This window comes from Allosphingosinicella sp. (genome assembly GCF_059502505.1).
The window spans coordinates 550,503-568,871 of the sequence record NZ_JCACEU010000014.1; the positions used below are offsets into that span (position 1 = coordinate 550,503).

The 18,369-nt window shown below is 66.8% G+C and carries 16 protein-coding genes; 9 read left to right on the plus strand and 7 right to left on the minus strand.

Features of this window, described 5'->3' with window-relative positions; translation table 11 throughout:
* The first annotated feature begins 17 nt into the window (after positions 1-17).
* The 4 genes from guaA (at position 18) to AC5JBD_RS04980 (ending at position 6,546) form a co-directional block, all read left to right on the plus strand.
* Positions 18-1,577, plus strand: a complete 1,560-nt coding sequence (gene guaA, locus AC5JBD_RS04965) for a glutamine-hydrolyzing GMP synthase (protein WP_495720646.1) — start codon at positions 18-20, stop codon at positions 1,575-1,577.
* The gene (locus AC5JBD_RS04970) at positions 1,574-4,957 is read left to right on the plus strand and encodes a PAS domain S-box protein (RefSeq protein ID WP_495720647.1); all 3,384 of its coding nucleotides are present in this window, start codon (positions 1,574-1,576) and stop codon (positions 4,955-4,957) included. The genes guaA and AC5JBD_RS04970 overlap by 4 nt, the downstream gene beginning before the upstream one ends.
* A 120-nt stretch (positions 4,958-5,077) precedes the next feature.
* Positions 5,078-5,923 (plus strand): EamA family transporter, encoded by an 846-nt coding sequence (locus AC5JBD_RS04975; protein WP_495720648.1) that lies wholly within the window; start codon positions 5,078-5,080, stop codon positions 5,921-5,923.
* 38 nt (positions 5,924-5,961) lie between these two features.
* The gene (locus AC5JBD_RS04980) at positions 5,962-6,546 is read left to right on the plus strand and encodes a thymidine kinase (protein WP_495720649.1); all 585 of its coding nucleotides are present in this window, start codon (positions 5,962-5,964) and stop codon (positions 6,544-6,546) included.
* On the opposite strand, the gene AC5JBD_RS04985 is transcribed toward AC5JBD_RS04980, so the two are convergent.
* Positions 6,547-7,815 (minus strand): class I SAM-dependent methyltransferase, encoded by a 1,269-nt coding sequence (locus AC5JBD_RS04985; protein WP_495720650.1) that lies wholly within the window; start codon positions 7,813-7,815, stop codon positions 6,547-6,549. It abuts the gene before it with no gap.
* An 82-nt stretch (positions 7,816-7,897) separates the two neighbouring features.
* Between AC5JBD_RS04985 and panB the strand changes: the two genes are divergently transcribed.
* The 5 genes from panB (at position 7,898) to AC5JBD_RS05010 (ending at position 13,077) form a co-directional block, all read left to right on the plus strand.
* Complete coding sequence (gene panB / locus AC5JBD_RS04990) at positions 7,898-8,752, plus strand: 3-methyl-2-oxobutanoate hydroxymethyltransferase (RefSeq protein WP_495720651.1); 855 nt, start codon at positions 7,898-7,900, stop codon at positions 8,750-8,752.
* Between the two features lie 146 nt (positions 8,753-8,898).
* Entirely contained in the window at positions 8,899-9,627 is a 729-nt protein-coding gene (locus AC5JBD_RS04995) for a tetratricopeptide repeat protein (protein WP_495720652.1), read from the plus strand.
* Complete coding sequence (locus AC5JBD_RS05000; RefSeq protein ID WP_495720653.1) at positions 9,624-10,985, plus strand: outer membrane protein assembly factor BamB family protein; 1,362 nt, start codon at positions 9,624-9,626, stop codon at positions 10,983-10,985. The genes AC5JBD_RS04995 and AC5JBD_RS05000 overlap by 4 nt, the downstream gene beginning before the upstream one ends.
* 215 nt (positions 10,986-11,200) lie before the next feature.
* The gene (gene der / locus AC5JBD_RS05005) at positions 11,201-12,547 is read left to right on the plus strand and encodes a ribosome biogenesis GTPase Der (protein WP_495720654.1); all 1,347 of its coding nucleotides are present in this window, start codon (positions 11,201-11,203) and stop codon (positions 12,545-12,547) included.
* 101 nt (positions 12,548-12,648) lie between these two features.
* Positions 12,649-13,077, plus strand: a complete 429-nt coding sequence (locus AC5JBD_RS05010) for an Hpt domain-containing protein (protein ID WP_495720655.1) — start codon at positions 12,649-12,651, stop codon at positions 13,075-13,077.
* A gap of 6 nt (positions 13,078-13,083) precedes the next feature.
* On the opposite strand, the gene AC5JBD_RS05015 is transcribed toward AC5JBD_RS05010, so the two are convergent.
* The 6 genes from AC5JBD_RS05015 to purL all read right to left on the minus strand — a co-directional run bounded on the left by AC5JBD_RS05015 (position 13,084) and on the right by purL (position 18,348).
* Positions 13,084-14,337: a DUF418 domain-containing protein gene (locus AC5JBD_RS05015; protein ID WP_495720656.1), complete on the minus strand. Its 1,254-nt coding sequence runs from the start codon at positions 14,335-14,337 to the stop codon at positions 13,084-13,086.
* Between the two features lie 53 nt (positions 14,338-14,390).
* Positions 14,391-14,870 carry a bacterioferritin gene (gene bfr, locus AC5JBD_RS05020; RefSeq protein WP_495720657.1) on the minus strand — a complete coding sequence of 160 codons (480 nt, stop codon included), beginning with the start codon at positions 14,868-14,870 and terminating at the stop codon, positions 14,391-14,393.
* Between the two features lie 102 nt (positions 14,871-14,972).
* On the minus strand, positions 14,973-15,143 hold the full coding sequence (locus tag AC5JBD_RS05025) for a (2Fe-2S)-binding protein (RefSeq protein WP_495720658.1): 171 nt from the start codon (positions 15,141-15,143) through the stop codon (positions 14,973-14,975).
* A 43-nt stretch (positions 15,144-15,186) separates the two neighbouring features.
* Positions 15,187-15,594 (minus strand): hypothetical protein, encoded by a 408-nt coding sequence (locus AC5JBD_RS05030; protein WP_495720659.1) that lies wholly within the window; start codon positions 15,592-15,594, stop codon positions 15,187-15,189.
* Positions 15,594-16,055, minus strand: a complete 462-nt coding sequence (locus tag AC5JBD_RS05035) for a hypothetical protein (protein ID WP_495720660.1) — start codon at positions 16,053-16,055, stop codon at positions 15,594-15,596. Before AC5JBD_RS05035 ends, AC5JBD_RS05030 begins: the two co-directional genes overlap by 1 nt.
* A 43-nt stretch (positions 16,056-16,098) precedes the next feature.
* Positions 16,099-18,348 (minus strand): phosphoribosylformylglycinamidine synthase subunit PurL, encoded by a 2,250-nt coding sequence (purL, locus tag AC5JBD_RS05040; protein WP_495720661.1) that lies wholly within the window; start codon positions 18,346-18,348, stop codon positions 16,099-16,101.
* Between the last annotated feature and the right edge of the window lie 21 nt (positions 18,349-18,369).

The following is an 18,369-nucleotide window of genomic DNA, read 5'->3' on the forward strand; positions in this document are numbered from 1 at the left end:
TCTGTACGCGGAATGCCATGACCGTCCAGCCGGCCGACACCATCCTCATCGTCGATTTCGGAAGCCAGGTGACGCAGCTCATCGCCCGGCGCGTGCGTGAGGCGGGCGTCTATAGCGAGATTGCGCCGTTCAACGCCGCCGACGAAGCGTTCGAGCGGCTGAAGCCCAAGGGCATCATCCTGTCGGGCGGGCCCTCCTCGGTGACGTGGGACGATTCCCCGCGCGCGCCCCAGCATTTCTTCGACGCCGGCGTGCCGATCCTCGGCATCTGCTACGGCCAGCAGACGATGGCGCATCAATTGGGCGGCCTCGTCGCGCCGTCGGAGAGCCGCGAGTTCGGCCGCGCCTTCATCGAAGTGACGGGCGAAAGCGTGCTGTTCGACGGCCTCTGGTCGGTCGGCGAGACCCACCAGGTCTGGATGAGCCACGGCGACCGCGTCGAGCAGCTGCCGGAGGGCTTCCGCGTCGTCGCCCAGTCGCCGGGCGCGCCTTATGCGGTGGCGGTCAACGAGGATCGGCGCTTCTTCAGCCTGATGTTCCACCCCGAGGTGGTGCACACGCCGGACGGCGGCAAATTGCTCGCCAACTTCGTCCGCCACGTCTGCGGTCTGGCCGGCGACTGGACCATGGCCGAGTTTCGCCAGAACAAGATCGAGGAAATCCGCGCGCAGGTCGGCAAGGGCCGGGTGATCTGCGGCCTTTCCGGCGGCGTCGACAGCGCGGTCGCGGCGGTGCTGATCCACGAGGCGATCGGCGAGCAGCTCACCTGCGTGTTCGTCGATCACGGCCTGATGCGCGCGAACGAGGCGGAGCAGGTCGTCAGCCTGTTCCGCAACAGCTACAATATCCCGCTGGTGCATGTGGACGCGGAGGCGATGTTCCTGGGCGGCCTCGCCGGCGAGACCGACCCCGAGAAGAAGCGCAAGTTCATCGGCAAGACCTTCATCGACGTCTTCGAAGAAGAAGCGCGCAAGATCGGCGGCGCCGACTTCCTCGCCCAGGGCACGCTCTACCCGGATGTGATCGAGAGCGTCAGCTTCACCGGCGGACCGTCGGTGACGATCAAGAGCCACCACAATGTCGGCGGCCTGCCCGAGCGGATGAACATGAAGCTCGTCGAGCCGCTCAGGGAATTGTTCAAGGACGAGGTGCGCGAGCTCGGCCGGGAACTGGGCCTGCCCGAGGCGTTCGTCGGCCGGCATCCGTTCCCCGGCCCCGGCCTCGCCATCCGCATCCCAGGCGAGGTCACCAAGGAACGCTGCGACATCCTGCGCAAGGCGGACGCCATCTACCTCGAGGAGATCCGCAACGCCGGCCTCTATGACGCGATCTGGCAGGCCTTCGCCGTCCTGCTGCCGGTGCGCACCGTGGGCGTGATGGGTGACCACCGCACCTATGACAGCGTCTGCGCGCTCCGCGCCGTCACCTCCACCGATGGCATGACCGCCGACATCTACCCGTTCGACGCCACCTTCCTCTCCCGCGTCGCCACCCGCATCATCAACGAGGTGCGCGGGATCAACCGGGTGGTCTACGACTATACGTCGAAGCCGCCGGGCACGATCGAGTGGGAATGAGGATCGAGGGTTCCGGAGGCGCCGAGGGGTCCGCTTCGTCTTCCGGCGAAGCCCGGTCGTTCCTTGCCGGCGGCGGCGAGCTTGGCGCGTTGGTCGCTGCGCATGATTGGGAGTCGACGTCGCTCGGCCCCATCGAGGCGTGGCCGCAAAGCCTCAAGACCAGCGTCGGCCTGATCCTCCGTTCCCCCGTGCCCATCGTCCTGCTCTGGGGCGAGGAGGGCGTCATGATCTACAATGACGCCTACGCCGTGTTCGCCGGCGGGCGGCATCCCCAGTTGCTCGGCTCCAGGGTCCGGGAAGGCTGGCCCGAGGTCGCCGACTTCAACGACCATGTGATGAAGGTGGGCCTTGGCGGCGGCACCCTGTCCTACAAGGACCAGGAGCTGACGCTGCATCGGCACGGCGCGCCGGAGCAGGTCTGGATGGACCTCGATTATTCCCCCGTGCTGGACGAGAGCGGCGGGCCGGCCGGCGTGATCGCGATCGTGGTCGAGACGACCGAGCGGGTGCGGGTCACCCGGGACCTGCGCGAGAGCGAGGCCAAATTCCACGCCATGGCCAATTCGATCGACCAGATGATCTGGGCGACGCGGCCGGACGGCTTCCACGATTATTACAACCAGCGCTGGTACGAATATACCGGCGTTCCCGAGGGCTCGACCGACGGCGAGGCCTGGAACGACATGTTCCATCCCGAGGATCAGGAGCGCGCCTGGAAGGCATGGCGCCACTGCCTGGAGACGGGTGAGCCCTATCATATCGAATATCGGCTGCGGCACCGTTCGGGCGGATATCGCTGGGTGCTGGGACGGGCGCAACCGGTCCGCGACGCGAGCGGGCAGATTGCGCGCTGGTACGGCACCTGCACCGATGTGGACGACCTCAAGGTGACGGAAGAGGCGCTGCGCGATAGCGAGGAACGGTTCCGCCAGGTCTTCCGGAATGCGGCCGTCGGCATGATTGAGATCGATGCCGACTGGAACATCCTCAACTCCAACGAAGTCTATCGGGAGATCACGGGACGCAGCGAAGCGGATCTGCGGGGCGCGAACTGCCTCTCGTTCACGCATCCCGATGACGTCGCCGCCGGCGAAGAAGCATTGCGGGCGCTTGCTGCAGGGGAGGAGAACCGGGTCGCGTTCGAGAAGCGTTACCTCCGCCCGAATGGCGAGGTCGTCTGGGTCCGCAGCAGCCTGTCGCGCGTCAGCGGCCATCAAAGCGCCGCCCTGTTTCTCAAGGTCGTCGAGGACATCACCGAGATTCGCAAGGCGCGCGAGGCGTTGCGCGAGGAGAGCGAGGCGCTGGAGGTCCTGAACCGCACTGCAGCGAAAGTCGCCGCCGAGCTCGATCTCGACCAGCTTGTCCAGACGGTGACCGACGCTGGCGTGGAGCTTACCGGCGCGCAGTTCGGCGCCTTTTTCTACAATGTCATCGACGAGCAGGGCGAGCATTACACGCTCTACTCACTCGCCGGCGTGGATCCGAGCCATTTCGACAAGTTCCCGATGCCGCGGAACACGCACATCTTCGGCCCGACCTTCCGGGGGGAGGGCGTGGTGCGGTCGGCGGACATCACCAAGGATCCCCGCTACGGCAAGATGGCGCCCTATCACGGCATGCCGGAGGGGCACCTCCCGGTGCGCTCCTATCTCGCCGTCTCCGTCGTCTCCCGCTCGGGCGAGGTGATCGGCGGGCTCTTCTTCGGGCACGAGCAGGTCGGCGTCTTCAGCGAGCGCTCCGAGCGGCTGATGTCGGGCTTGGCGGCGCAGGCGGCGATTGGGATCGACAATGCGCGCCTGTTCCAGGCGGCGCAGCGGCTCAACCAGACCCTGGAGGCGCAGGTCGAGGAGCGGACCGCCGAGCGCGACCGGCTTTGGGCGCTGTCGGAGGACCTGCTCGTCACCGCCGATTACGAGGGCAAGCTGCTGCGCGTCAGCCCGTCCTGGTCGCGGCTGCTCGGCTATGACGAGGCGACCCTGCTCGACCGGTCCTACGCGAGCCTGATCCATGCAGAGGACTTGGCCGCAGTCCTGGAAGCGCTGGCGACGATGCGCGCCACGCAGCAGCCGGTCAGCTTCGAAGACCGCCTGGAGGATTCGGAAGGCCAGTTGCACTGGATCTCGTGGCGGCTGTCGCCGGACCCTGACGGTCTCCGCCTGCACGGCGTCGGGCGCGACATCACTGACGCCAAGGCGCGGGCACAGGCCCTCGCCGAGGCGGAGGAGCGGCTGCGCCAGGCGCAGAAGATGGAGACGCTCGGCCAACTGACCGGCGGCGTCGCGCACGATTTCAACAACCTGCTCCAGATCGTTTCCGGCAACCTTGAGATCCTCCAGCGCAACCTTGATCCGGAGCAGGCCCGGCTGCGGCGCGCGGCGGAGAATGCCTCACGGGGCGCGGAGCGGGCCGCCTCGCTCACCCAGCGGCTGCTCGCCTTCTCGCGGCGCCAGCCGCTGGACCCCAAGCCGATCGATGCGAACAAGCTGGTCGCGGGCATGTCCGAGCTGCTGCACCGCACGCTCGGCGAGACGATCGAGGTCGAGACGGTGCTCGCCTCGGGCCTGTGGCGGATCGAGGCCGATCCCAACCAGCTCGAGAATGCGATCCTGAACCTGGCGCTGAACGCACGCGACGCGATGCAGGGCGGCGGCAAGCTCACCATCGAGACCTCCAACGCCCATCTCGACCGCGGCTACACGGCCGCCAATGCCGAGGTCGTCCCCGGCCAATATGTGGTGATCTGCGTCTCCGACACCGGCACCGGCATGGACGAGGAGACCGCCGCACGGGCGTTCGAGCCCTTCTTCACGACCAAGGAAGTGGGCAAGGGGACCGGCCTCGGCCTCTCCATGGTCTACGGGTTCGTCAAACAATCGGGCGGGCACCTCAAGATCTATTCGGAGCCGGGGCACGGCACCACGCTCAAGATCTACCTGCCGCGCCTGCTCGGCTCGCTGCCGGACGAGGCGGAGACGCGTGAGGAGATCGTGCCGGAAGGCACGCGCGAGGAGACCATCCTCGTCTGCGAGGATGACGACGACGTCCGCGCCTATTCGGTCGAGGTGCTGCGCGAGCTCGGCTACCGGGTGCTGGAGGCGCATGACGGCCCGTCGGCGCTCAGGCTGCTCGAGCGGCAGGAGGGGCGGGTCGACCTGCTCTTCACCGACGTGGTGCTGCCGAGCGGAATGACCGGCGCCGTGCTGGCGGAGCGCGCCCGCGAACTGCGCCCGGAGCTCAAGGTGCTGTTCACCACCGGCTATGCACGCAATGCGATCGTCCACCATGGCCGGCTCGACGCGGGCGTGGAGCTGATCACCAAGCCATTCACCTATGCCGACCTCGCCGCGCGGGTGCGCGACTTGCTGGACGGAGCGCGCTGATCAAATAGAGCGACGCTGCGGTAGAGCTTGCACCGCGCCCGATCAAATAGGACTGACTTCACGTCGAGCGTGACTTCGACGGCCGGGGGGCCTTACGTCCGCCCTATGGATAGTAGCCTAGTGGCCATCTGCCTCGGCCTCTTCTCCGCGGTGACCCTGGCGGCCGCCAACATGTCGGTGAAAATGGGCACCGACATTCTGGTCGGGCGGGCCATCCTTTCGACCAGCGGGGCGCTGCTGGTCCTGCCGGCGACCCTGTTCGTGCCGCCGCCCACCAAGGCGGTGCTCGGCGCATTGCTACTCTGCATGCCGGCCCATTATTTCTACCAGATCTGCCTGGTGAAGGCGATGCAACGGGGCGAGCTGTCGCTGGTCTTCCCGGTGATGCGGGGCTGCGCGCCCTTGCTCACCGCCGTCGCCGCTCTGATCCTCCTGCGCGAGGAGCTGGCGCCGCTCTCATGGGTCGGGCTCGCCATCGCCACGCTGGCCGTGGCGACTTTCGCATGGCCGCCCAGAGGCACGCAGCTTCGCGAGCATCCGGACGGCGTCGCCCTGCTCTGGGCACTCGGCACGGCGCTCGGCATCTCGCTCTACAACGTCACCGATGCGCGCGGCGTCCGGCTGGCGGCGGACCCGCTCACCTTCATCGTCTACCTGTTCCTGGTCGACGGCCTCCTGATCACCGTCACCGGACTCGTCCTCCGCCGCAACATGCTGGCGACGGCGATCGCGATGAAGTGGCGCTACGGAGTCGCCGCCGGGGCGCTGTCGATCCTCTCCTTCGGCTCTGCGCTCTATGCCTTCAGCCTAATGGAGACGGCGAAGGTGTCCGCGCTGCGCGAGACCTCGGTGGTGTTCGCGGCGGCGATGGGGAGCCTGTTCCTCGGCGAAGGCTTCGGCCGGCGCCGGATGATCGCCGCAGCCGTGCTCGCTGCCGGCCTTGTGCTGATGCAGTTTGGCGGCTGAGCATTGCCCGCTGCGCGCGGGCGTGGAAGGAAGCGCGTATGGCCAAGCTCTATTTCTACTACGCCTCGATGAATGCGGGGAAGTCGACCACCCTCCTCCAGGCCGACTTCAACTATCGCGAGCGCGGCATGCGGACGATGCTGTTCACGGCTTCGGTGCACGACCGGGACGGCCATGGCGTGCTGGCCTCGCGCATAGGTTTGCAGGCCGAGGCATCCGTATTCACGCCGGAGACGGACCTCAGGGCAGAGGTAGAGGCGGAGCATGCGCGCGGCGAGCTGTCATGCGTGCTGGTGGACGAGGCGCAGTTCCTCTCCCGCGAGCAGGTGCTGCAGCTTGCCTCGATCTGCGATGAGCTTGGTATCCCGGTGCTCGCCTACGGGCTCAGGACCGACTTTGCCGGCAACCTGTTCGAGGGAAGCGGGGCGCTGCTCGGGCTGGCCGACTCGCTCACCGAAATCAAGGCGATCTGCGGCTGCGGGCGCAAGGCGACGATGAACCTGCGCGTGGACGCGCATGGCCGCGCGGTGGTGGAAGGGGAGCAGACCGAGATCGGCGGCAATGATCGCTACGTCGCGATGTGCCGCCGCCACTTCATGGAAGAGCGGCGGCGCTCCGCCTGATCATTCCGCCGCTTTAGCGAGGTGCCATTCGGGCGGCTCCTCGCGGCCGCGCAGGCGCTCCTCCTCCTCGTACATATAGTCGCGGGTCATCGGGATGGCGTCGCGGCGCTTGATGTACTGGAGCTGCCAGTTGACGAGGCCGCCGTAGCGGAAGGCCGCTTCGGCGCCGGCGAGGTAGAATTCCCACATCCGGTAGAAGCGCTCGTCATAGAGCTGGATGATCTCGTCCTTGTGGGCGACCGTCCGCCAATACCATTCCTCCAGCGTGTGGGCGTAATGGTAGCGCATCGCCTCCACGTCGCTGACGATCAGCCGGTTCTTCTCCGCCTCGGTGACCAGCTCCGACAGGGCCGGGATGTAGCCGCCCGGGAAGATGTATTTGCGGGTCCATTTGTCGGTGAGGCCCGGCCCGCCCATGCGGCCGCAGCAATGTGAGAACATCACGCCGTCGGGCTTCAGCAGGCGATGCATATGCTTGAAGAAGCCGGGATAATGCGGCGTGCCGAGATGCTCGATCAGGCCGACGCTGGTGATCCGGTCGAACTCGCCCTGGACGTCGCGATAGTCCATCAGCTCGAACTTGACCCGGTCGGACACGCCCGCCTCGGCCGCCCGCTCCTTCGAGAATTCAATCTGGTCTGGCGCCAGCGCGATGCCGAGCACGTCAACGTCGTAATGGCGGTTGAGATAGAGGGCGAGTCCACCCCAGCCGCAGCCGATGTCGAGCACCTTCATGCCGGGCTTCAGGTGGAGCTTGGCGGCGATGTGCGCCTTCTTGTCGAGCTGGGCCTGTTCGAGGCTGTTCCCGGTGTCCCGGTAATAGGCCATCGTATACTGCCGGTCCTCGTCGAGAAAGAGTTCATAGAGGCGGCGGGTGAGGTTGTAGGTGTGCTCGGCATTGGCGCGCGATCGCGTCTTCCAGTTGATCTGGTCGAGCTTGCCGCCGACGGCGTTGACGGTGCGGACAATGGGGCTCTTGGACTTGAGCGCGCCCGGTCGCTCCCAGGGGGCATTGTAGCGGATGAGGAGGATGAGGTCGCGCACGTCGCCCTCCTCCATGACGAGGCGGCCGTCCATATAGGCCTCGCCCGCGCCGACGCGCGGATCCTTCGCGATGTCGAAGGCAGCGCCCTTGTCAGTCAGCCGTGCCTTGACCGGACGATGCGCCGGGTCGGGGACCCCGTAGCGATATTCCTTGCCGTTATGGTCGATGAGGGTGAGCTCGCCCTTGCGGATGAGCTTGCGAAGCATCTTATCGAGAAGCCACATGTTTCGGGAGAATAACCAAGGCGGCGGCGAGCGCAACTGCGCCGTTTTGCCTTCCAGGCAAGGCCGGAGTAGTGCTGCGGCCATGTCCACCTATACGATCGACACCGCCACCAGCCGCGCGACGCCCAGCCCGGCGCCGATGAAGCGGCTGACGGTCCCCAAGGTGCAGGCGATGAAGGGCGGCGAGCCGATCGTCATGCTGACCGCCTATACGATGCGGATGGCGCAGTTGCTGGATCCGCATTGCGACCTGCTGCTGGTCGGCGACAGCCTCGGGCAGGTCATCTACGGGCTGCCCTCGACGATCCCGGTGACGCTGGAGATGATGTGCGCGCATGGCGCGGCGGTGGTGCGTGGGTCGTGGCATGCGGTGGTGGCGATCGACATGCCGTTCGGATCCTACGAGCAGAGCCCGGAACAGGCCTTCGCCAATGCCGCGCGGGTGCTGAAGGAGACCGGCGCGGCGGCTGTGAAGCTGGAAGGCGGCGAGGCGATGGCGGAGACGGTCGCCTTCCTCGTCGGGCGCGGCATTCCGGTGATCGGCCATGTCGGGCTGACGCCGCAGGCGGTAAATTCGCTTGGTGGCTATCGTGCGCGCGGACGCGACGACGCGGAGCGGGACAAGATCCTTGCCGATGCCAAGGCGGTGGCGGAAGCGGGCTGCTTCGCGCTCGTCCTGGAAGGGGTTATGGAGGAGATCGCCAACGAGGCGACCCGCCTGGTCGCCTGTCCGACGATCGGCATCGGTGCCTCGGCGCAATGCGACGGGCAGGTGCTGGTCACCGAGGACATGCTAGGCCTGTTCGAGCGGACGCCGCGTTTTGTGAAGCGCTATGACGATCTCGCGGCGCGGATCGGCGAGGCGGCGGCGGCCTATGCCGGCGAGGTGAGGGCCCGCAGCTTCCCGACCGAGGACCAGATCTACCGTCCCAAGTAGGCCTTTCCTCTCGCCGCGCCTGTCTTTAGAAGCGGCACATAAAGTCGGAAGCCGGCGCCAATCTCCCGTTCATCTTCGATCCTGTTGAAGGCGGATGGGCGGGCTTGTGCCGCGCGGCTGCCGTCATGACGCATGGAGAGCTGAGGTTGGCGATCAAGCCGAAGGACAATGAGACCTTCTATCGCGAGGTCGACGAGGAGCTCAGGAAGGAGCAGCTGAGCACCTTCTGGAAGCGCTACGGCCTGATCGTGATCGGCGCGGTCGTGCTGCTGCTGGCGGCGATCGGCGGCTACATCTGGTGGCAGAACCGCCAGGAGGTGAAGGCGGGCGAGCGCGGCGAGGCCCTGGTCGCAGTGTTGGACGAGATCCAGGCCGGCAAGGCCAAGGAAGCGGCCCCCAAGCTCGACCCGATCGCGCAGGAAGGCGGACCCGGCTACCGCGCCGCCGCCCTGCTCACCAAGGCCGACATCGCGCTCCAGCAGGGCAATGCACAGGCCGCGGTCGCAACGTTCAAGCAGGTGGCGGAAGACGAGGATCTCGCCCAGCCCTACCGGCAGCTGGCGCTCATCCGGCAGACGACCGCCGAATATGACCGCATCCCGCCGGCCGAGGTGATCCGCCGCCTGCAGCCGCTGGCGCAGGCCGGCAATCCCTGGTTCGGCAGCGCCGGCGAGCTGGTTGCCCTCGCCTATCTGAAGCAGAAGCAGCCGGCCCGGGCTGCCCCCATTTTCGCCGCATTGGCGAAGGATGAGAGCCTGCCGTCGAGCATCCGCTCGCGCGCCCTGCAGATGGCGGGCGCGCTCGGCGTGGACGCGGTGAGTGACGCGGCCGGTGCGCCCAAGGGCGCCGCCGCAACGAAGGAAGTGACGCAATGAAGCGAGTAATTGGCGTATTGGCGGCCGCGGCGTTGGTGAGCGGCTGCGGGCTACTCGGCGGGCGGGAGAAGCCGAAGACGCCGACCGTGGGTGAGCGTATCTCCGTGCTTGGCGGCGAAGCCAGCATCGAGGTCGATCCCGCGCTTGCCGATGTCCAGATCAGCCTGCCCCTGGCGGCGCCGAACGAGGAATGGTCGCAGCCGGGCGGCAATGCCGCCAAGTCGATGGGGCACCTCGCCCTTCCGGCGCAGGTCAACCGCGCCTGGTCGGCCGACATCGGCCGCGGCAGCGAGGCCCGTGCGCGTCTCGCCTCCGCGCCAGTAGTGGGCGGCGGCCGCGTCTATACGATCGACACGCTCGCCAATGTCAGCGCCTTCGACGCGAACACCGGCGCCAAGGTGTGGACGGTCGGCGTCGGCGCGCCCGAGGACCGTGAGGGCGGCATCAGCTGGTGGAACGGAGAGTCGACGGGCGCCTTCGGCATCCTGTTCGGCGGCGGCGTCAGCTACGACAATGGCCGGGTCTACGCGACGAGCGGCATCGGCGACGTTGCGGCTTATGACGCCGCGACCGGCGCCGAGATCTGGCGCGTCCGGCCGGCAGGACCGCTGCGCGGCGCGCCGACCATCGCCAACGAGAATGTCTATGTGACGACGCAGGACAACCAGCTGTTCGCGCTAGACCCGTCGAACGGCTCGGTGCGCTGGAACGCGACCGGCACGCTCGAGACGGCCGGCGTGTTCGGGACGGCGGCGCCGGCGGCGGCTTCGGGCACCGTCGTGGCGGGCTTCTCGTCGGGCGAGCTCACCGCCTATCGCTACGAGAATGGCCGCGTCGTCTGGCAGGACGCCTTGGCGCGGACCAGCATCTCGACCGCCGTGTCGTCGCTGTCGGACATCGACGCGGAACCGGTGATCGACAATGGCCGCGTCTATTCGATCGGCCAGGGCGGGCGCATGGTCGCGCTCGAGCTCAACACCGGCCAGCGCGTCTGGGAGATCAACGTCGCCGGCATCTCGACGCCCTGGGTGATCGGCGAGTGGATCTTCGTCGTCACCGACCAGGCACAGCTGCTCGCGATCGCGCGTTCGACCGGCAAGGTGAAGTGGATGACCCAGCTGCCGCGCTGGAGGGACGTCGAGGACAAGCAGGGGCCGCTCAACTGGGTCGGGCCGGTCCTTGCCGGCGACCGCCTGATCCTCGCCAATAATCGCGGCGTGATTACCTATGTGAACCCGATCGACGGGACGGTGCTGGGGACGCAGGAGACCAAGTCGGGCATCGCGCTGCCGCCGGTGGTCGCGAACAGCACGCTGTACATCCTGCACGACGACGGCACGCTGACCGCTTGGCGGTGAGATCATGTCCCTCCCTTTATGGGAGAGGGAGGGGCCCATGCCGCAGGCATGGGAGGGTGAGGGCACGAAGGCGGCGGGTTATCGTCAGCGATGTCACCCTCACCCAGCGACGCCTAAGCTCGCCAAGCGGCTCGCTAAGGCTGCGCAACCCTCTCCCGTCAAAGGGAGAGGGGCTAGATGTTGACCCCCCGCGCCCCAGAGGCCACTGCGCCCGCATGGCGAAGCTGCCCACCGTTGCGATCATCGGCCGGCCGAATGTCGGCAAGTCCACCTTGTTCAACCGGCTGGTGGGTAAGAAGCTGGCGCTGGTCGATGATCGGCCGGGCGTGACGCGGGACCGGCGCGAGGGCGAGGCGACCCTGCTGGGGCTCGACTTCCGGGTCATCGATACGGCCGGCTATGAGGACGAGGACCCCGACACGCTGCCGGGGCGGATGCGGGCGCAGACGATCGCCGCGGTCAAGGAAGCGGATGTTGCCTTGTTTCTGTTTGATGCGCGCGCCGGGCTGACGCCGCTCGACGAGGAGATCGGGCGCTGGCTCAGGAGCGAGACCACGCCCGTCGTCCTTGCCGGCAACAAGGCCGAGGGCCGCGCCGGTGAGGCGGGGATCATGGAAGCCTATGCGCTCGGCTTCGGCGAGCCGATCGCGATGAGCGCCGAGCATGGCGAAGGCGTCGTCGACCTGTTCGAGCATATCCGCCCCTATGTCGAACGCGAGGAGACCGAAGAGGACGAGGAGCAGGGCGAGGGGCCGCTGAAGCTCGCCATCGTCGGCCGGCCCAATGCGGGCAAGTCGACGCTGATCAACCGCATGCTCGACCAGGAGCGGCTGATCACCGGCCCGGAGGCGGGGATCACGCGGGACTCGATCGCCATCGACTGGGAATGGCAGGGCCGCCCGGTGCGGCTGATCGACACGGCCGGCATGCGCAAGAAGGCGAAGGTCGAGGACAAGCTCGAGAAATTGTCCGTCGCCGATGCGCGCCGCGCGGTGGATTTCGCCGAGGTTGTGGTGCTGCTGCTCGACGGCACTCGGGGGCTGGAGGCGCAGGACCTGCGCATCGCGGACAATGTCCTCCAGGAAGGGCGGGCGCTGATCATCGCGATCAACAAGTGGGACGTGGCGGAGAACGCGAGCTCGCTGTTCAACGGCATCAAGGGCGCTCTGGAGGAGGGTCTGAGCCAGGCGCGGGGGGTGCCGCTGCTGACCGTCTCCGGCAAGACCGGCAAGGGCATCGACGCTTTGATCAATGCCGCCTTCGAGGCGCGGGAGATCTGGTCGAAGCGGGTCTCGACCGGGCAGCTCAACCGCTGGTTCGAGGATGCGGTGGAGAAGAACCCGCCGCCCGCGCCCGGCGGCAAGCGGATCAAGCTGCGCTACATCACGCAGGTCAATACGCGGCCGCCAAGTTTCGTCCTGTTCGGGACGCGAACCGACCAACTGCCGGACAGCTATTTGCGTTATCTGATCAACGGCATCCGCAAGGAACTCGGCTTCGGCGCGGTCCCGGTGCGGCTCAACGTCAGGGCTTCGCGCAATCCGTTCGACAAGGATCGCTGAGCGCAGCCTTATTCGGCGCGTCTTAAACGCCCTGTTTACTCCGCAGGCCTAGTTTCTCTTCCGACCAGGTGGACTTAGGCGCGGGCGAAGGAACGGGACTGATGGCGGAAGCCGACCCTGTAGTGGACTGGAGCGTCTTCCAGCAGGCGCGCACCGAGCTCGGGCCGGGCTTCGTCCGCATTCTGGGCTATTTCCAGGAGGATGGCGAGAAGTCGGTCGTCAAGATCGAGGACGCGATGCGCCGCAAGGATGCAGCTGCGCTCGTCCTTCCCGCGCATACGCTCAAGTCCGAAGCGCGCCAGTTCGGTGCCGACCCGCTGGGCGAGTTGGCCGAAGAGATCGAGTTCGCCGCGCGTCGTGCGATCGAGAGCCGGCTGTTCCCGGACGAGCTGCTGCCCAAGGTCGCCAGCCTGCGCCCGCTCTACCAGACCACCATCGAGCTGTTCGAGAAGGAAGCCAATCCGCTCGCCCAGCGCAAGCCAAGCGCGCAACGCACCGACGCCAGCAATCAGGATTTCGGGCGCATCTGAAGCGCTTCAGGCCGGCACTGGCCGGCGCATCGGCTGAAGACGGCCGCGCGAGAGCGTGCGCCAGAGCCATTCCAGCGGGCCGTAGCGATAGCGTTCGAGCCATGGCTTCGACCAGAGCAGCATGAGGCCCCAGATCGCGAAGATGAGCGGCCAGAGCTCGGCGCGGCTGAAGGTGCCGTATAGGCCGAGGCCCCAGCCGTAGAAGATGAAGGTCATGACGAGGCTGGTGCCGAGATAGTTGCTGAAGGCCATGCGGCCGGCGGCGGCGATGCGGTCTGCCACTGCGCCGCCGTGGCGCGCGAGCAGGACCACCAGCGCCGCATAGCCTACGATCATGACGATCCGCGGCACGACGGTCCCACCCCAGAGGATGATGAACACGGTCTCCGGATCGAAGCCGGAGCGGATCTGGATCGCGGCGGCCAAGGCGAAGCCGGCCGCGCCGAACAGGATGCACCAGAAGGCGATGCGGCGATATCGCTCCGCTGCCCACGCGCCGGTCAGGAAGCCGCTGCGGAGCCCGGCCATGCCCATCAGCATCAGCGCCAGCGTCTCCGGCCCGCCGACCTGCAGATAGTCGATTGGGGCCCATGCTTCCTCACTGAAACGATGAGCGGCAAGCTCCCAAAAGCCGCCGCGGTGGATTGCAAGCTCGGCGGCGAGTTCGGCCGGCGGGAGCGGGGCGAGGTCGGCAACGATGGTGCGCCAGACCTCGATCGCGGCGGCCTCCGCGCCCGGAGCTTCCGCGGCCCTTGCGAACTCAATGCCCGAATAGGAGAAGCCTATGTTTATGAAGAGATTGTAGAGGAGCAGCAGCCCGGCCGCGACGAGCAGTCCCTGCAGGCTGAAGCGGCGGAAGAAGTAGGCGACCAGCGCTACCAGTGCGTAGTGGAGCAGGATGTCGCCCCACCAGATAAGGTAATAGTGCACGGCGCCGAAGACGCCGAGCCAGAAGGTGCGGACATAATGGGCCGCCGCCGGACTGCGGCCCTCTGCTTCGGCAGCGTCGGTGATGAGCAGCAGGCTCGCTCCGAACAGCAACGAGAAGAGGCCGCGCATCTTGCCGTCGACGAAGATGAAGCCGAGCGTCCAGGCGACGAGATCGGCGCCCTCGGCACCGCCATAGGCGGCCGGGTTGAAATAGGCCTGCGCCGGCATGGTGAAGCCGACCGCGTTCATGCCGAGAATGCCCATCACCGCGACGCCGCGCACGATGTCGAGCGTCGCAATGCGCGAGGGCTTTTCGGTCGTGGCTGTCAAAAGGCTCCCCCTGGCGCGGGGAGGCTAGCGCAAAGCAGCGAGGTTCGGGAAGCTCAGCCGTCGACCGGTCTGGACCAGAGCTGGATGTAGTTCTGGAGGCCCATCTGCTCGATCATGACGAACTGCTGCTCGAGCGTATCGACATGCTCCTCCTCATTCTGGAGGATCTCGGCGAAGAGGTCGCGGCTGACATAGTCGCGGACGCTCTCGCAATAAGCGATCGCCTCGCGGAGCTGGGTCAGCGCCTCCATCTCCAGCGCGAGGTCTGCGCGGAGCAGCTCCTCGACATTCTCGCCGATGCGAAGGCGGCCGAGCATCTGGAAGTTGGGCAGGCCGTCGAGGAACAGGATGCGCTCCGACAGACGGTCGGCATGCTTCATCTCGTCGATGGATTCGTGCCGCTCGAACTCCGCGAGGCGCCTGATGCCCCAATTGTCGAGCATCCGGTAATGCAGCCAATATTGGTTGACCGCGGTGAGCTCGTTCTTGAGCGCCTCGTTGAGGAACTCGATGACCTTCTCGTTGCCCTTCATGGCATGCCTCCTGTTGGGGGAGGCTCTACCTCAAGACGTACGGAAAATCACTTAAAAAATGGCGGATTTCTGCGGATTTCTGGGCCGTCGCACCTGCTCTTGCTAGGCAGTCGCACGCTCGGCGGAAATGATCTCTCGCGCGAATGAGAAGCATTGGCCGCACTTCGGCTTGCGGCCGAGGCTGCGATAGGCGCTGCTGGGGCAGGAAGCGCCGTCGCGGGCCGCAGCCTTCACCTCGGTTTCGCGAATCGCGTTACAGATGCAAACGATCATGGTGATTGGATGTATCGCTAATGCGAACGTGTCGCAATAGCTTTCAGCGCTGGTTCCGGCGGATCATCAGCTTGAGGCCAGACCAAGTCGCGTCGACGGCGCAAACCTTCACATCGACGAGGCCGGTCGGCAGCTCAACCTCCCGAATCACGTCCTCGGTGATGTCGGTCGGCACCTTAGACGCCTTCTTGGGCCACGAAATCCAAATGAACCCTGAAGGCGCGAGCAGCGGCCGGAGCCGGTGCACGGCTTCATCGAGCCCAGCCCGGCTGGTGACGAACACATGGGCAGCCTCGATCGGCGCCTCGGGCGCGGGCAGCAGCTGGAGCGCCGTTCCGCTTTGCTCGATCTCGGCGCGTACGCCGTCCGGCATGCCTTCCCACCAGACGCGCTGCCCGTCCTTGAGCGACAGCTTCCGCGCCAGAGGCGTGCCGGAATAACCGGACGGCATCAGGCCGTCCGGGCCGCGCTTCTGCCGAAATAGCGCGTTGCAATCGCGGCGATTGGAATGCCGACCAGGATGCAGTGCGAGAAGAGCTGGTTGGCGATGCCGTAGAGCGTCGTCGATGGCGGCAGCTCGGGGAAGCGAAGCGGCCAGACGATCCAATACATGACGATCCAGAGCCAGACCCCGTAGCCGAGGCCGGCAAGGATGGGATGACGCATCAGCACCGGAATGCGCGGCGCGATCAGGATGTAGGCGGCGGCCATGCAGGCCATGATTGCGAAGTGGACGAGCAGCCCGGCCAGTGCCCAGCCTGCGGTCTGCGTGGGCGCGTCGCCAAACGGCCCGCTCGCGACAAAGGCAAGCACGCCCACCGGGGTCATCCCCGCTATACCAGCAAAGACAAAGGCCGACAGGATATCGAGAGTGCCAGCAAGCAGTGTGGCGACGACGATCGGTCTCAGCATGGGCCCTCCCCAGGTGGGAAGTTCCGCCGCTACGCCGAGACTGTCAAGCGACCGCCAGTTCCCTCCCCATCAGCGCCGGGAAGAAGCTTTCGTGAGCCCGCCGAAGCTCGGCCAGCGGGACGACGAAGTCGCCTCCCTTGAGCTCGAAGATCAGCCGGCTGGCGATGGTGCGGCCGATCGGCTCGACCGGGATCCCGGCGGCGGTGGCTCCGGAGAGGAAGCCGAGCAGCGAACGGTCGGCGACGGTGGCGACGTAGAGGCCCTGGTCCTCGGCGAAGAAGGAGCCGGCGACGCCGAACGGTTCGACCGGGTGCAGCAGGGCGCCGAAATTGCCGGCTAGCGCCATTTCGGCCACGGCCACGGCGAGACCGCCGTCGGCGACGTCGTGTACGGCCGTCAGGCAGCCGCTCTCGATATGGGCACGGACATATTCGCCGATGCGGCGCTCCTGATCGAGATCCACCGTCGGCGGCGGACCTTCCTCGCGGCCGTGCAGCTCGCGGAGCCAGAGCGACTGGCCGAGCTGACCCTTGCGCTCGCCGATCAGGACGATGATGTCGCCGATGCCCTTGAAGGCAATGGTGGCGGACTTGCGCCAGTCCCTGAGCAGGCCAAGGCCGCCGATCGCCGGTGTCGGGAGGATCGCGCTGCCGCCGCCGGTCGCCTTGCTCTCATTGTAGAGGCTGACATTGCCGGACACGATCGGGAATTCGAGCGCGCGGCAGGCTTCGCTCATGCCTTCGAGGCAGCCGACGATCTGGGCCATGATCTCCGGCCGCTGCGGGTTGGCGAAGTTGAGGCAGTTGGTGACCGCGAGCGGCTTCGCGCCCACGGCCGAGAGGTTGCGGTAGGCTTCGGCGATCGCCTGCCTGCCGCCTTCGACCGGGTCTGCGTAGCAATAGCGCGGCGTGCAGTCGGTGGTGATGGCGATCGCTTTGTCGGTGTCGTGGACGCGGACGACGGCGGCATCGCCGCCGGGGCGCTGGACCGTGTCGGCGCCGACCATGTGGTCGTACTGTTCCCAGATCCAGCGGCGGCTGGCGAGATCGGGGGAAGCCATCAGCTTCAGAAGATCGCCGGCGACGTCGGTGCTCTCCGGCACGTCGCCGAGCGGTTTCACGCCCGCCCAGCTTTTGTATTCCTCCTGGCTGACATGGGGCCGGTCGTAGAGCGGAGCCTCGTCGGCGAGCGGCGCGAGCGGAATGTCGGCGGCGACCTCGCCGTTGAACCTGAGCACCATGTGGCCCCCGTCCGGCCCCACTTCGGTGACGCGGCCGATGACGGCGAAGTCGAGTTCCCACTTGCGAAAGATCGCCTCGGCGAAATCCTCGCGGCCGGGCTTCAGAACCATGAGCATGCGCTCCTGGCTCTCGGAGAGCATCATCTCGTAGGGCGTCATCCCCTCTTCGCGGCAGGGGACGGCGTTCATGTCGAGCTCGATGCCGACGCCGCCCTTGGACGCCATCTCGACCGAGGAGGAGGTGAGGCCGGCGGCGCCCATGTCCTGGATGGCGACGATCGCGTCCGAGGCCATGAGCTCGAGGCAGGCCTCGATCAGCAGTTTCTCGGTGAAGGGATCGCCGACCTGGACGGTGGGGCGCTTCTCCTCGCTGTCCTCGGAGAAGTCGGCGCTCGCCATCGTCGCGCCGTGAATACCGTCGCGGCCGGTCTTGGAGCCGACATAGACGATCGGATTGCCCACGCCGGAGGCGGCCGAATAGAAGATCTTGTCGGTGTCGGCGATGCCGACCGTCATCGCGTTGACGAGGATGTTGCCGTCATAGGCGCGGTGGAAGGCGACCTCGCCGCCGACCGTTGGAACGCCGACGCAATTGCCGTAGCCACCGATGCCGGAGACCACGCCGGAAATGAGGTGCTTCATCTTCGGGTGGTCGGGCCGGCCGAAGCGGAGCGCGTTCATGTTGGCGATGGGTCGCGCACCCATGGTGAAGACGTCGCGCAGGATGCCGCCGACGCCGGTCGCGGCGCCCTGATAGGGCTCGATATAGCTTGGGTGGTTGTGGCTCTCCATCTTGAAGATGGCGGCCTGGCCGTCGCCGATATCGACGACGCCGGCATTCTCGCCGGGGCCGCAGATCACCTGCGGGCCGGTGGTCGGCAGCTTCTTCAGGTGGATGCGCGAGCTCTTGTAGGAGCAATGCTCCGACCACATCACCGAGAAGATGCCGAGCTCGGTGAGGTTCGGCTCGCGACCCATGGCGTGCAGGACGCGCTCATATTCCTCGGGCGACAGGCCGTGCTCGGCGACGATCTCGGGCGTTATCGCGGTCATGGCGCGCGCCTAGCCGATCGA